Below are 14,227 nucleotides of genomic sequence, written 5' to 3' on the forward strand. Positions count from 1 at the left end.
TTTTCCTAATGTGATTTTCTGCTGGACATTTTATACAATGTTCTTACATGAGAAGAAGTAGGGAAGGGAGTAGAAGACATGCAAACCATAGAACAGCTGAGTGAACGACTAATAGAAGAAGCCTGTGCATTACGTGCTTCAGATATACACATTGTTCCAAAAGAACAAGAAACGTTAATTCATTTTAGGGTAGATGACGACTTAATCGAAAAACACTCGATGAAAAAAGAGATATGTGAGCGAATTATTTCTCATTTGAAATTTCTTGCTTCAATGGATATTGGCGAAAGGAGACGACCACAAAACGGAGCACTATCTATCTCAACAACAAATATTAATGTGCATCTCAGGTTATCAACACTACCTACCATTCATGAGGAAAGCCTTGTTATCCGAATTTTACCTCAAGAGAAAATTCCACCAATTACACAATTATCCTTATTTCCTGCTACAACAAACAAATTGCTCTCAATTTTAAACCATTCTCACGGGTTAATGGTATTTACCGGTCCAACCGGCTCAGGTAAGACAACCACTTTATATTCACTTATCCACTATGCAAAGCGTCATTTTAACCGAAATATTATTACGCTAGAAGACCCAGTTGAAACAAAAAGTGCAGAAGTACTGCAAGTTCAAGTTAATGAAAAAGCTGGAATTACCTACGCTGCAGGTTTAAAGGCAATTTTAAGACACGACCCGGATATAATAATGGTTGGTGAAATTCGAGATCGTGAAACAGCCCAGATTGCGATTAGAGCTAGTCTAACAGGCCATTTAGTTCTCTCTACAATGCATACAAGAGATGCAAAGGGTGCGATATACAGGCTACTTGAATTTGATGTAAGTCTATCTGAAATTGAACAAACATTGATCGCAGTTTCAGCTCAGCGCCTCGTACAACTTAAGTGCCCATTTTGTGAAGGTGAATGTTCTCCTTTTTGTAAGAAATTAAGGAAAAAAAGACGTTTAAGTGTATATGAATTGCTTTATGGTAAAAACCTTACAGCCGTTGTAAAGGAAGCAAAGGGAGAAGTTTCAGCATATTCATATCCAATGTTAAAGGATGTGATCAAAAAAGGCATTGCACTTGGATACCTATATCCTAATTCATATGACCGCTGGGTGTTTCGATATGAAGATTAACCAAAAATGGAGCTTAAAGGATCAAGCAATTCTTTTAAAAAGATTAAGTAGTATGCTTGAAAAGGGTTATACCTTGAATGAGGCATTGAATTTCCTGTACGTAAATGAAACAGGGAGCAAACAAGGAGACTTATCAACTTGCTTAGAACAGCTTTCTTCAGGACATTCATTTCGAAAAGCCTTAACCAATTTACATTTTCATCGTGACGTCATAAGTTATCTTTATTTTGCCGAGCAGCACGGTGATATGGAATTTGCTTTAAGAGAAAGCAGCGAAATTCTCCATAAAAAAATGACCCACCTAGAAAAACTGTCTAAAATACTTCGATATCCACTCTTTCTTATCATAACAGTTATTATGATCCTATCAATCGTTCAATCCGTTATTACGCCACAATTTCAGCAGCTTTACGATTCAATGAATATAGAAGCATCCTTCTTTTCGGTATTTCTATTGTTTGTATTCTCAGTATTAAAGTGGACCGGGTTTGGTGGATTAACTTTGGCGATCGCAATTCTTCTCTATTATTTACTCATCTATAAGAAGAAACCAATTGATGAGCAAATGAAAACTTTAATCAAAATTCCAATTGTAAAAAATACCTTTATTATGTTTCATAGCTATTTCTTTGCTCTACAGCTTAGCAATCTTTTGAGAGGAGGAATGTCGACATTTGAAAGCTTAAAAATATTCGAAAATCAAAATATTTTGCCATTTTATCGAGTTGAAGCAAGCCATTTAATTGAACGGTTAAAATCAGGGGCAAAACTTAATCAAATTATTGAAAATCGAGGCTTTTATGAGAAGGAGCTTGCCCTTGTTATCTTACACGGACAAGCTAATGGACAGCTGGCAAGGGAGCTATATATGTATAGTCAATTTGTTATAGAAAAACTTGAACAAAAAATCGTCAAAGCTATGACAATCATTCAACCGACTATTTATGCCTTTGTCGGGATTGTCGTTTTATTTGTTTATTTATCCATGCTACTACCAATGTACAAAATGATGGAAAATATTTAGGAGGAAAAATGAAAAATCAAAAAGGTTTTACCCTAATCGAAATGCTAATTGTTTTATTGGTTATTTCTGTACTCTTATTAATCACGATCCCTAATGTGACAAAGCATAATTCAAGCATTCAAGAAAAGGGCTGTGATGGTTTAATTAATATGGTCCAGGCACAAGCAACAGCTTATGAGATCGACAACACAAATACACCAAGTGTTGCTGAACTTGTAGCTGAAGGTTACTTACGGGATACACCAGTATGTCCTAATGGGAATAGTGTTGTAATATCTGCAACTGGTGAGGTAACTGAGGGTGGAACAGCACCAGAAGCCCCATAAAAATGGATTTACACTTGTAGAATCACTTCTAGTACTTTCGATCGTTACCATTATGAGCTTTGTGCTTATCGTAAATATTGTGCCAATTTATCATGAAAAAGTGATCGAAACCTTTTTGGAGCAATTTGAAAAAGATATGATGTATGCACAGCAATATGCTTTAGTTAATGACGAACCTGTTTATATCTTATTTGCAGTTGAAAGAAACCAATATAAGATCGTAACAGGTGAATCAGCTAAAACCTTGTTAAGTAGTAATTATCAGCATAAAATTCAAATAGAAGGTGTAACTTTAAAGAATCGAGTAACCTTTAATAGCAATGGATCTATACAAAAAAGTGGAACAATGCTCATCACATATAATGGTAGTAGCTATAAAGTCATTTTTTATCTAGGAAAAGGGAGGATGAAAATTGAAAAATTGTAAAGGATTTTCCTTTGCAGAAACCATTGCTGCATTTAGTATGTGGAGTTTAATTGTCACGATCCTCATTCCACAGCTAGTCCTCTTAACACAAGAGAGGATAAATACTCAAGAATCCCTAAAGGCATATAAAATTCTTCATCAAAAAACGCAAGAGGTGGCACATAACAATGCTCCTATGGTGAATGAAGAGTTTGTTCAGGAAGATGTACAATACAATCTATCATGGGAGGAGGAAGAAAAGTATAAAAGAGCTTGCTTGTATTGGACGAATTCGTTCAAAAAAACGAAATCAGTTTGCTTTCTTGTTTCATAACGAACGGGGTTATACCTTTTTGAATCTGCTTCTTTCCTTCTTTATCTACTCGATCATCATCTCTACTTTGACAATCATTCTCCACTTTTTACTTTCGCATTCCCAACATCCAGAAGATTTAAGGCCATATGAATGGGAACTATTTGTCATTCAATTACATAAAGATTTGAAAGAAGCAAGTAACATTACCGCTAATAAATCAGAAATAACCTTTAAAAATAAGCTAGGAGAATCCGTCAGAATTAGTCAATATAAGAACTTAATTCGCAGACAAGTTGATGGCACAGGACATGAAATCTTTTTATTAAAAGTGAAAAATGTTGAATTCCAACAGGATCTCCTAGGCGTTCAACTATTTGTAGAAAGTATAGCAGGGAAGAACTATCGTCATACTTTCCGAACCTTTAAGGAAAGGTCAACTTAATGAGAAACGAAAAAGGATTTATTTTTCCAACAACTATGGTTATTGTCCTATTTTGCTTGTTAATTGTTGCGCACATCTCGACTTCACTTATTAGTGAAAAGCAATTCTATTCCGAAACAGAACAATATTATCTACTCGATAACTTAATGCAGCTGGCTGTAGATCAATCATTATTTGAAATTAAAAATAGAACAGCAAAAATAAATGAAGCTACTGTTACAAACACAATAAATGGTAGCTTCACATATGTTATCAGCGAAATCACCTCTAGTGTTTATGAAGTACAAATATCTTGTGAATCACCTAAAAACAAACAATATACGGCGAGCTTTCAATATGATCTTAAAAAAAATGAAATGATTGTATGGTCTGAATATTAGCAATTGTGTTATTGTATAAAGAAAAACGTGGAGGATATTTATTTTGAAGGCTATCTATTTAACCGGATTTATGGGAGCGGGGAAAACAACAGTAGGTGAACTACTAGCAGAGAAACTAAATCTACCTGTACTAGATTCAGACCAACAAATTGTAAAAAAGTTAAATATGACCATAAAGGAGATTTTTGACCAGCACGGAGAGACCTTTTTTCGTGATGCGGAAACAGAGATGCTCAAAGAACTTCCAACTGAGGATGTAATCATCACAACAGGTGGTGGTATCGTAATAAAAGATGAGAATCGTGCTTTGATGAAAGAGAATGGACAAATCATCTTATTGCATGCAGACATTGACATTATATATGACCGTGTACACTCAGATACAAATCGTCCTTTAGCAAGTAAGAAAACAAAAGACGAACTTCATGCTTTATACCATTCACGTGTAGCTTTTTACCACGATTGTTCATTCACAGTGGACACTTCGAATAAAGAGATTGAAGAAATTGTGAATGAAATTATTTCACGATTAAAATAACTAACTTATGGTAATAAATAGAGGTGAGAACAAAAGGTTAGAGGTGTTTTTACCTTGTCAACAAATGATTATGTTAAATATGTAACCCAACAAATCGTAAAGTATATGGACACACCAAAGGAAGCACGTAAACAGCAACGAGAAGAACGAAAGCATGTTGAAACGTCTTCAACATTTTATAGCAATAGATGGCTTGGAGTGCTTCCCTTTTCGCTTAAGCTAATTATGAATAAGCGGAAAAAATAAGTTTTTCGGAACAGTACAATTTCTTAAATGAAAATTGTACTGTTTTTTACGTTACATTACCCCAAAATTATTCTTTCATTTATTCCCGTTAATCAAGTGATTTAGTATTTTAATTCTTATAAGAAGCTATAGAAAAAGGCTGACTTTTTAATTTTACACGTAATGTGTATCATCTAAAAAGTCAACCCTTCGTTTCACTTATGCCTCAGGTATAACCTGGATCTTTTTTATTTCACCAGAAGAAGAATCAAAGGTTATTGTTGTGTAAACCGCAAAATCCTCCATACCTTCTCTTAATGTTAAGCGATATTGTTTTACTGTTATATCCTTCTTTGCTTTGTCCCAAATCTTCTGTGAAAACAATACTTGTGATAATGGATATCGTTTTTTCGTCTCATTGACAGCGACATCCTCCCATGTTTTTTGGGAAACAGCATGAACTTCAGGTGAAAATGAAACCTGCGTAGCTGTTAAACCGTATAGTATTGTAAGAAGAAATATCCATTTTTTCACCTAAAAACACCATCCTCGTTATGTATTTATTTCCATAATCATGAAAACTATACATGTTTGCAAGGTGTTATGCAGATAAGAAATAAGATAAACTCAACAATAAGTACAACCATGTAAAAGGTTTGGATGGTATCATAATATTATATCAATAGAGATTTTTAAGGGGGGAATTAGTATGGCTACATTTATTTCTACGATCTTTTTTATTACACTATTTTTTATTGTAATTGGCATAGTAGTAAGTATGAAGGGAAAGAAAAACGTAAAATCAAGAAAACAGGATTCAACTTTCGTTCCACCTTATATGATCGGTGATTCAGATCATAGGCATGATCAGGATCATCATGATTCGAATGATTCATTTGGTGGTTTTGGTGGCGACTCAGGTGGAGATGGTGGAGGCGGTGGTGGGGGAGATTGAGGAAGCTTCTTATCATTGTATCTATTCTATTTCTAACAGCGTGTTCATCTGAGGAAATTACTTCATTAGATGAAATGAAAATTTCCCCAACAGATTTTTCAAAGAGAGAAACGATATTGCTTGAGGGCATAATGGGTCAAGAAGTATTAGGTTATGATGTAAAGTCAATTCCAAATGAGCATTTATTAAATATCATCGTCGAACATTATCACGATGGTGTAAAACAAGAAAATGTTGTAGAAATGGCAGATACTTTCCTAGAAGAAAATAAATTGGAGTCAATTGTTATAACAAAAGAAAAAACAGACAAAAGTTTTACCTTTAAGACCATAGTACTTTATGAAAATGGGTTTAATTCAATGGTTTCAAATGGTGTATATGAAGAAGTAAATGCCTCTTCACTTTTCAAAAAGCTTGAAGAAGAAGTTACATTTACACTGAATGAGGAAATTATCATTGGTTTGGCAATTGAAGATAATGGAAATAAACTGATGAACGGAACATTAAAAGAGGATGATCCTAGATTCCAAGAAATAATTGATTTGTATCAAGATGTGTTTGTTTACAAAGTGTCTGTTTCAAAGGAATAGAATTGCAAGAAGGACGTCAGATGACGGCCTTCTTGCTACTTCCAATCATTACCACGGTGAAGAAACTGTTTAATTTCATCAAAGGACAATCCAAGCTTCTTTGCTTCCATCATTAATTCAATCCATTCTTGATCTAACTGGTTAAATTGAATTGTTTCCTTCACTTTACTCATGTAGCTTGTCCTCCTGGATAAGGTTTGTTGTTTGCCTTTTGGTTTCCTTCCACTTTCTAAACTTCAAGTAATCTCGGAATTCCCTGAAATCATTCTTGCTCATGCCTTCTTCAATCGCCTTGTTTAACAAACGACTCCATTCGTCATCAAAAACAAACTCCCTTGATTTAATTTCAGAAGAAGAAGGACCTAATAATACTTCAACATCTATCTCAAGAGTTGAAGCAATCTTTCTTAAAAATTGAAGCGAGGGATTTTTTTGCACATCTCGTTCAATGTAGCTTAAGTAAGATTTCGAAACTCCTGCTAACTCAGCTAATTCACTAATCGAATATCCCTTTTCCTGCCTCAACTCCTTTAAACGTTCTCCAACCATGTAGACGTTCTCCTTATCCTCAATTACCAGAATATAGTCTTGCACCATTCATTATATGAAACAATTTGTTCTTAATAAAATGTCAAGATCATATGAGAATAAGAGAAAAAAGGAGATTATCAGGGGAAAGTGTTCTTTTTAACGAAAATACGGTAAATTTCAGTGTTTTAAAAAATAGTATAATTGGCATATATTTATAGTAGTTATTTAGGATACAATCAATAAAGAATCTTTTTAAAGAACAGGTTATTTGATAATACTGTAATAATCTTGATAGTAAATAAATATGATAATTGAGCATTAATTAACTAGTAAAAGTAGCATATAAAAAATAAAGGTTGATACATGGAAGAAGTACTATTAAGCATTTATTAGATTTATATAAAAATTGTAAATCTTTCTTGAAATATATTGACTTGTTCTTTATAGTGAACTATCCTAGTTTATAGAACAAAAAACAAATTGAGAATATTAATACATATATATTAGTTAATTATTGTGTTCTTAATTAAGAATAAAATCTTAATGAGTAGGTGAATAGAAATGTCTAGCTTTCATGAGCTTGAGGATAAACATTTAAGTGAACACAAGCAAGCAAAGGAAATCAATCTCAAAGAGGTTCTTCAAGTATTAAAACGATATGTGTGGATCATCGTTCTTCTTACAATCCTTACAACTTCTGCAGGAACGTATTACTCAATGGCTACCTACACACCTATGTATCAATCCACATCCAGAATCATTATTGGAGCAGATAGCAGTTTAATTACAACGTTAAAGGTTATTATCCAAGATACAACAGTTTTAGATAAGGTAGTAAAAAAATTAGACTTGCCCTACCCACCTGAAGCATTAAGTAGCAAGATAAGTGTAGGAAGTATTGAAAATTCCCAGGTTGTAACAATCACTGTCTTTGATTCAAATCCAAAGCAAGCAGCGATTCTTGCCAATTCAGTAGCGGAAACGTATAAAGAGGAAATTCCGATTATTATGGATTTTAAAGAAGTAAAGCTCCTTTCCAAAGCAAAAGAAGAACCAATCCCAATTAATCAAGATCAGAACAAAACAATTATCATCTCATTTATAGGTGGAATCGTCGTCGGTATAGGTTTAGCATTTTTACTAGATTCATTAAATAATAGTGTGAGAAAAGAATATGAAGTTGAGGAATTGCTAGGAATCCCAGTGTTAGGCTCAGTATCTAAAATGAAAAAGAAAAACATGCAAAAAAAGAAAAAAAAGCAAACTAAATTCGAATATAGGAGTGAGACACTTGGTTCTTAATCTGAATAAAAAGAAGTCTGTTAAGGAAATGACAAAACGCCATTTTGTCTCTTACACAAATCCTAGTTCGCAAATAGCTGAACAATTTCGGACTATAAGAACCAATATTCAATTTTCATCAATCGATCAAAAGCATAAAACACTCATTATTACTTCACCATCATCTGGAGAAGGAAAAACAACATCAGCTATTAATTTGGCGATATCAATTTCTCAACAAGGTGAAAGGGTATTGCTTATTGATGCAAATTTACGTAGACCCACCCTTCACACTTCGTTTAACTTAAAGGATTCCTATGGTTTAACAGATGTGTTAATGGGGCGCGTTCCATTAGAAGAAGCAACATTCCAAACTCAAATTGGAAGATTAGAGGTATTAACAAGTGGCATAATTCCACCTAATCCAACAGAGTTGATTGGATCAAAGGCAATGAGCTTTTTCATAAAGGATATAAAAGAAGAATTTGATGTTATTATTTTTGATTGTCCGCCAGTCCTTGAAACAACAGATACGAAATTATTAGCTGGCCAATGTGATGGAGTTGTTTTAGTCCTGAATAGTGGTAAATCAGATCGAGAGAAAGCAGCTGAAGCAAATCGATTGTTACACTTAGTTAGGGCAAAAGTGTTGGGAGTTATCTTGAACGAACGAGAATAATTTTTTAATATTTTGTTCTTTATTAAGAATTACTTGTGCATTATAGGTGATATCTCCTAGCCTTTATCAATGGAGGTACTCGGCCGTGCTGTGGGTTGAAAGATACCTTAGACGCTTTGTCGTCAAGAGTATGGTGTGAGGGCGGGTTAAATGCCCACATTATTAAAATAATTACTTATATATCTCGATTGTGAGATTTATAAGTAATCATTTTAATAGAAGGAGCTGAAACCATGAAGGAGTTTGACCAATTTCCAAAGGTCATGAAAAAGCTCGTGCGTTACATAAAACAAGATGCCTCTATTGATCAGCTTGAGCAATTTAAAAAAGTATTAGATTACGCTATTGAAAAACGAATGGTTATGCTAAAGAAAACGTCACAAAACTAGAAAGGAGTGAAAACGAGTGTCCTATCATAGTCGGATCTGGTTATTAATTCTATTAGATTCAGGTATTGTTTTATCAACGATTTATTTTAGCCAAAAGTTAATTAATCCAAATCTTCAAACCTTAACAATGCCAATGTTTATTATTTCTATTACGTTATTACTTGGTCATCATCTATTTTCATTAATTTATAAGCTTTATAAAAAAGCTTGGGAATATGCCAGCATTGGTGAATTGATAAGTATATTTAAAGTTATAACCTACACCATTATTTTAACTGGGATTGTTCAGCAACTTGTACAAAACCAGGTTGATTACAGAATTCTGGCCATTACATGGATGATACATTTATTACTGATCGGCGGCTCACGTTTCTTTTGGAGAATTTACCGAGATACGTATTTAAAACAGACAATAAATAAGGAACGAACTCTTATCGTAGGAGCAGGATCAGCCGGAACGATGGTAGCAAGACAGCTAATAAATAATCATGATGGTGAATTACTACCTGTTGCATTTATCGATGATAATGTAAACAAACAGAAGCTAGATATTCTTGGGATACCAGTTATGGGCGGAGTCGAGCAAATTGAACAGATAACGAAAAAGTTAAATATCGCAAACATCGTTATTGCAATTCCTTCTTTAAGTAAAAAGCAGCTCAATCAAATCTTTAAAGAATGTGCAAAAACAACTGCAAAAACACAAATGATTCCAATGCTTGAGGACCTAATGACTGGAAAAGTCTCAGTAAATCAATTTCGTGACGTACAAGTTGAAGATCTTCTTGGTCGGGAAGCAATCGAGCTTGATATGACGAGTATTTGTGAATATGTCACAGACAAAGTTGTACTTGTTACAGGAGCTGGTGGTTCAATCGGATCAGAAATTTGTAGGCAAATCTCAAAATTCAACCCAAAAACACTGGTGTTGCTAGGACATGGTGAAAACAGTATTTATTCGATTGAAATGGAAATGAAGGAATCTTTCAAGGATACTAAGATCGATATCATAACTGAAATTGCTGATTTACAGGATTATGACAAACTGTTGAATGTAATGACTATCTATCAGCCGAATGTTGTGTATCATGCAGCAGCACATAAACATGTTCCACTTATGGAGCGAAGCCCAGAAGAAGCAGTAAAAAACAATATCATTGGTACAAAAAATATTGCTCAGGCTTCAAGTATTCATGGTGTTGAAACATTCGTGATGATCTCAACAGATAAAGCCGTAAATCCTACAAGTGTCATGGGCTCGACAAAGAGATTGGCTGAAATGCTTATTCAGCACTTTGATCAAATGAGTGCAACAAGATTTGTCGCAGTTCGATTTGGGAATGTCCTAGGAAGTAGAGGCAGTGTCATCCCATTATTTAAGAGACAAATCCAAAATGGCGGACCGGTTACAGTAACACATCCAGATATGGTCCGATACTTTATGACAATCCCGGAAGCTTCAAGACTAGTTATTCAAGCCGGGGCTTTAGCAAAGGGCGGAGAAATCTTTGTTCTTGATATGGGAGACCCAGTCAGAATCGTCGATCTGGCTAAAAACCTTATTAAACTATCAGGAAATAATATTGATGAAATTGGGATTGAATTTTCTGGAATTAGACCTGGCGAAAAGCTTTTCGAAGAGCTTTTAAAGAAAGAAGAGGTTCATGAAGAACAAATCTATCCAAAAATCTACATTGGTAAAACATCTAATTTATATATAGAAGAAATTGAATATATTATTAAAAACTTTAAGACTTTAGAACGAGATCATTTAAGAAAAACATTACTAGATCTAGCAAATGAACGAGTACCTTACCAGAAAAAATTAGTCTCAGTTTAATAGAGGAGAGTGTCGTCGGTGAAAGTAAGAAAAGCCATCATCCCTGCAGCGGGATTAGGAACAAGATTTTTACCAGCAACCAAAGCAATGCCAAAAGAAATGCTGCCGATCGTTGATAAACCAACAATCCAATACATTATCGAAGAAGCAGTTGAATCAGGGATTGAAGATATCATTATTGTAACGGGAAAAGGAAAACGCGCAATTGAGGATCACTTTGATCACTCGTTTGAGCTAGAGCATACATTAATGGAAAAAGGAAAGATTGAGCTGCTAAACGAGGTTCAAAAGGCGTCAAAACTAGTTGATATCCACTATATTCGTCAAAAAGAACCACGTGGATTAGGTCACGCAATATGGTGTGCGCGTAAGTTTATCGGCAACGAACCCTTTGCAGTCTTACTTGGAGACGATATCGTAAGAGCAGAGAAGCCATGCTTAAAGCAAATGATTGAGCAATATGAACGCTACAATGCTTCTATTATCGGTGTTCAGCATGTGAAAGATGAAGAAGTATCACGTTATGGCATTGTAGATGGATTTGAAATAGGCGAGCGTTTTTATAATGTTAGCAATCTAGTTGAAAAACCAAAGCAAGAGGAAGCACCTTCAAATCTAGCAATAATGGGACGTTATATTTTAAGTCCAAAAATCTTCGACTTGCTAGCTGAACAAAAGCCAGGTGCTGGTGGTGAAATTCAGTTAACAGATGCTATCGCTGCATTAAACGAGTTAGAAGCGATTTATGCTTATAACTTTGAAGGCAAACGCTATGATGTTGGCGAGAAAATGGGCTTTATTCAAACAACAATTGAGCTTGCCTTACAACGTGAGGACTTAAAGTACGACTTGCTAGAGTTTTTGAATAAAGTAATTGAAAAAGAAGTGACTGAAATTTAACACCATTTAATATCGGGTGTTTTTTTCTTACTTCAAAAAAGGGTGAAAATCCATGCCAAATAAAGTGTTATTCTGTGCAACAGTTGACTATCATTTCAAAGCATTTCACCTCCCGATTTTGAAATGGTTCAAAGAGAAAGGATGGGAGGTTCATATTGCTGCAAGTGGAGAAATTGAGCTTCCATATGTTGACAGGAAATATAATATACCGATTCAGCGCTCCCCCTTTCACATTAAGAATTTAGCAGCTTATCGAGAGTTAAAATTAATTATTAACGAAAATGACTACAAAATCATTCATTGTCATACACCAATGGGAGGTGTACTTACAAGGCTAGCAGCCAAGCAATCCCGAAAAAATGGAACAAAGGTGCTTTACACAGCACATGGTTTTCATTTTTGTAAGGGAGCTCCGATTATGAATTGGCTTCTTTATTATTCGATTGAGAAGGTACTTGCCAGGTATACTGATTGCCTGATTACGATAAACGAAGAGGATTACAATCTTGCAACCTCACATCGTTTTATGGCAAGAGAGATTGAACACGTTCATGGTGTTGGAGTAGATACTGAACGATTTAAACCTATAGATGAAGAATTTAAGCGTGAACGTAGAGAAATACTAGGATATAAAGATGATGATTTCTTGCTTTTTTACGCGGCTGAGTTTAATCAAAATAAGAACCAGCAATTTTTAATAAAGGCAATAGCATTAATAAAGGATCGCGTTCCAAATGCTAAGCTTCTTCTGGCTGGAGAAGGAATTCTCTTAGAAGAATGTAAAAAACTTGCTTCAGAGCTAGATATCGAAAGTATGATAGATTTCCTTGGATATAGGAACGATATAAAGACAATTTTGCCTATATGTGATGTGGCAGTTGCTTCAAGTCTTCGTGAAGGATTGCCTGTGAATATAATGGAAGCAATGGCATGTGGGTTGCCTGTAGTAGCAACGGAGAATCGGGGACACTCTGAGTTAGTTAAAAGCCAAGAAAATGGTTTTATCGTTGATACTGCAAATATTGAATTATTTTCCAATAGAATAGTGGATTTAGGAACCTCTAATGAATTATGTGAAACTTTAGGAAATAGTAGTTTAAGAATGGTTAAACAATTTGACTTAATAAGTGTTAGTAAAGAATTACACAGTATTTATTCTAGGTATATGTTGAGGGATATGGATGAAACCAAAGATAAGTATAATCGTGCCTATATATAATGTAGAAAATTATTTAGCTAGATGTTTTGATAGTTTACTAACACAAGATTTAAAGGATTTCGAAATTATTGCAATTAATGATGGGTCTACAGATTCAAGCATGAAAATACTTCAGGAATATGCAGAGAAGGATCACCGGATTGTTATTTTTGAAAAACAAAATAACGGTGTTTCTTCAGCTAGAAATGATGGGTTAAGTCAGGCAAAGGGAGAATATATAGGCTTTGTCGATCCAGATGATTGGATTGAACCTCAGATGTACAAAGATATGCTAAAGGTTGCTGAAGAGGATCATATCGATATCGTTATGTGTACTTATATTCGTGAATTTGAAACACACTCAAAAGAAAAATCGTTTGAATTACCTGATCGAAGTAACTACTACAATGACGATGTTCAAAAAAACATTATGCGGCGTTTAGTAGGACCTATAAATGAGGAAGTTGCAACTCCTGAACTCCTTGATGCATGGGGAACAGTTTGGTCTAAACTGTATCGAGCTGAGCTCATAAATAAGAATACCATACAATTTATTGATCTCAGTGAAATTGGTAGTAACGAAGATACACTTTTTAACATCCATGCAAGCTACTATGCAAAAAGCTTTGTCTTTCTTAACAAATCTTATTATCACTACTGGCGAGCTAATACAGCATCAATTACATCGAAACACAACCCAAATTTAGTTATCCAATTTGGAAAGCTTTATAGTCGAATGGAAAGTTTTCTTAATGAAAAGCAATTAGGAGAAGAGTATCAGATAGCGTTGAACAATCGAATTAGTTTAAATACTTTAGGTTTAGGTTTAAATACAATATCTAAAGGCAATAACCACTCATTTGTTAAACAAATTAACGATATAAAAGTAGTTCTAAATAATAAACGTATAAAACGTTCTCTAGAGCAATTTGATTTGAAACATTGTTCAGTTATTTGGAAAACGTTTTTTTTCTTTGCCAAAAATCGATTAGCTTTCGGACTTTACATGATGCTAATTTCTATTGAAGTGCTGAGAAAAACGGTTAGATAGGAGGGTTTTT

The 14,227-nt window shown here is 34.3% G+C and carries 21 protein-coding genes; 18 read left to right on the forward strand and 3 right to left on the reverse strand.

All coding sequences use genetic code 11. The annotated features are described in order from the left end of the window. The first annotated feature begins 78 nt into the window (after positions 1-78). Genes comGA through WCV66_RS12090 form a run of 9 tightly spaced genes read left to right on the forward strand, consistent with a single transcriptional unit; the run spans position 79 to position 4,824 of the window. Positions 79-1,146, forward strand: coding sequence for a competence type IV pilus ATPase ComGA (gene comGA / locus WCV66_RS12050; RefSeq protein ID WP_185653620.1), 1,068 nt, complete (start codon positions 79-81; stop codon positions 1,144-1,146). Next, positions 1,136-2,170 (forward strand): competence type IV pilus assembly protein ComGB, encoded by a 1,035-nt coding sequence (comGB, locus tag WCV66_RS12055; protein ID WP_338789088.1) that lies wholly within the window; start codon positions 1,136-1,138, stop codon positions 2,168-2,170. Before comGA ends, comGB begins: the two co-directional genes overlap by 11 nt. A gap of 8 nt (positions 2,171-2,178) precedes the next feature. Continuing rightward, positions 2,179-2,496 carry a competence type IV pilus major pilin ComGC gene (comGC, locus tag WCV66_RS12060; protein ID WP_185653618.1) on the forward strand — a complete coding sequence of 106 codons (318 nt, stop codon included), beginning with the start codon at positions 2,179-2,181 and terminating at the stop codon, positions 2,494-2,496. After that, positions 2,471-2,923 carry a competence type IV pilus minor pilin ComGD gene (gene comGD / locus WCV66_RS12065; protein WP_185653617.1) on the forward strand — a complete coding sequence of 151 codons (453 nt, stop codon included), beginning with the start codon at positions 2,471-2,473 and terminating at the stop codon, positions 2,921-2,923. The genes comGC and comGD overlap by 26 nt, the downstream gene beginning before the upstream one ends. Then, positions 2,910-3,236, forward strand: a complete 327-nt coding sequence (gene comGE, locus WCV66_RS12070; RefSeq protein ID WP_338789089.1) for a competence type IV pilus minor pilin ComGE — start codon at positions 2,910-2,912, stop codon at positions 3,234-3,236. Before comGD ends, comGE begins: the two co-directional genes overlap by 14 nt. 19 nt (positions 3,237-3,255) lie before the next feature. Beyond that, entirely contained in the window at positions 3,256-3,660 is a 405-nt protein-coding gene (comGF, locus tag WCV66_RS12075) for a competence type IV pilus minor pilin ComGF (RefSeq protein ID WP_413789645.1), read from the forward strand. Beyond that, on the forward strand, positions 3,660-4,040 hold the full coding sequence (gene comGG, locus WCV66_RS12080; protein WP_338789092.1) for a competence type IV pilus minor pilin ComGG: 381 nt from the start codon (positions 3,660-3,662) through the stop codon (positions 4,038-4,040). The genes comGF and comGG overlap by 1 nt, the downstream gene beginning before the upstream one ends. A gap of 43 nt (positions 4,041-4,083) precedes the next feature. After that, the gene (locus tag WCV66_RS12085) at positions 4,084-4,578 is read left to right on the forward strand and encodes a shikimate kinase (RefSeq protein WP_338789093.1); all 495 of its coding nucleotides are present in this window, start codon (positions 4,084-4,086) and stop codon (positions 4,576-4,578) included. A 54-nt stretch (positions 4,579-4,632) separates the two neighbouring features. Next, a complete protein-coding gene (locus WCV66_RS12090; protein ID WP_066335042.1) occupies positions 4,633-4,824 on the forward strand; it encodes a YqzE family protein in 192 nt (63 codons plus the stop codon). A 198-nt stretch (positions 4,825-5,022) separates the two neighbouring features. Here the strand turns inward: WCV66_RS12090 and WCV66_RS12095 are convergent, their stop codons facing one another. Continuing rightward, positions 5,023-5,337: a DUF3889 domain-containing protein gene (locus tag WCV66_RS12095; RefSeq protein ID WP_066335043.1), complete on the reverse strand. Its 315-nt coding sequence runs from the start codon at positions 5,335-5,337 to the stop codon at positions 5,023-5,025. Between the two features lie 175 nt (positions 5,338-5,512). Between WCV66_RS12095 and WCV66_RS12100 the strand changes: the two genes are divergently transcribed. Both WCV66_RS12100 and WCV66_RS12105 read left to right on the forward strand, forming a co-directional pair. Further along, positions 5,513-5,758: a hypothetical protein gene (locus WCV66_RS12100; RefSeq protein WP_338789094.1), complete on the forward strand. Its 246-nt coding sequence runs from the start codon at positions 5,513-5,515 to the stop codon at positions 5,756-5,758. Beyond that, positions 5,755-6,348, forward strand: coding sequence for a hypothetical protein (locus WCV66_RS12105; protein ID WP_338789095.1), 594 nt, complete (start codon positions 5,755-5,757; stop codon positions 6,346-6,348). The genes WCV66_RS12100 and WCV66_RS12105 overlap by 4 nt, the downstream gene beginning before the upstream one ends. Positions 6,349-6,383: 35 nt before the next feature. Here WCV66_RS12105 and WCV66_RS12110 read toward each other — a convergent pair whose 3' ends face one another. Further along, entirely contained in the window at positions 6,384-6,521 is a 138-nt protein-coding gene (locus tag WCV66_RS12110; RefSeq protein WP_338789096.1) for an anti-repressor SinI family protein, read from the reverse strand. After that, the gene (locus WCV66_RS12115) at positions 6,514-6,897 is read right to left on the reverse strand and encodes an XRE family transcriptional regulator (RefSeq protein WP_066335058.1); all 384 of its coding nucleotides are present in this window, start codon (positions 6,895-6,897) and stop codon (positions 6,514-6,516) included. The genes WCV66_RS12110 and WCV66_RS12115 overlap by 8 nt, the downstream gene beginning before the upstream one ends. 543 nt (positions 6,898-7,440) lie before the next feature. Between WCV66_RS12115 and WCV66_RS12120 the strand changes: the two genes are divergently transcribed. The 7 genes from WCV66_RS12120 (at position 7,441) to WCV66_RS12150 (ending at position 14,217) form a co-directional block, all read left to right on the forward strand. Then, positions 7,441-8,181: a YveK family protein gene (locus WCV66_RS12120; RefSeq protein WP_338789097.1), complete on the forward strand. Its 741-nt coding sequence runs from the start codon at positions 7,441-7,443 to the stop codon at positions 8,179-8,181. Continuing rightward, complete coding sequence (locus WCV66_RS12125; protein ID WP_338789098.1) at positions 8,171-8,839, forward strand: CpsD/CapB family tyrosine-protein kinase; 669 nt, start codon at positions 8,171-8,173, stop codon at positions 8,837-8,839. Before WCV66_RS12120 ends, WCV66_RS12125 begins: the two co-directional genes overlap by 11 nt. Before the next feature lie 233 nt (positions 8,840-9,072). Next, positions 9,073-9,228: a hypothetical protein gene (locus WCV66_RS12130; protein WP_157094428.1), complete on the forward strand. Its 156-nt coding sequence runs from the start codon at positions 9,073-9,075 to the stop codon at positions 9,226-9,228. Between the two features lie 16 nt (positions 9,229-9,244). Next, a complete protein-coding gene (locus WCV66_RS12135; RefSeq protein WP_066335063.1) occupies positions 9,245-11,068 on the forward strand; it encodes a polysaccharide biosynthesis protein in 1,824 nt (607 codons plus the stop codon). Positions 11,069-11,086: 18 nt separating this feature from the next. Next, positions 11,087-11,968, forward strand: a complete 882-nt coding sequence (gene galU / locus WCV66_RS12140) for a UTP--glucose-1-phosphate uridylyltransferase GalU (protein WP_338789099.1) — start codon at positions 11,087-11,089, stop codon at positions 11,966-11,968. Positions 11,969-12,020: 52 nt separating this feature from the next. Further along, on the forward strand, positions 12,021-13,187 hold the full coding sequence (locus WCV66_RS12145; protein WP_338789100.1) for a glycosyltransferase family 4 protein: 1,167 nt from the start codon (positions 12,021-12,023) through the stop codon (positions 13,185-13,187). After that, positions 13,150-14,217, forward strand: coding sequence for a glycosyltransferase (locus WCV66_RS12150; protein ID WP_338789102.1), 1,068 nt, complete (start codon positions 13,150-13,152; stop codon positions 14,215-14,217). Before WCV66_RS12145 ends, WCV66_RS12150 begins: the two co-directional genes overlap by 38 nt. Positions 14,218-14,227: the final 10 nt, after the last annotated feature.

The sequence above is a fragment of the Metabacillus rhizosphaerae genome (genome assembly GCF_037201795.1).
GTDB lineage: Bacteria > Bacillota > Bacilli > Bacillales > Bacillaceae > Metabacillus > Metabacillus rhizosphaerae.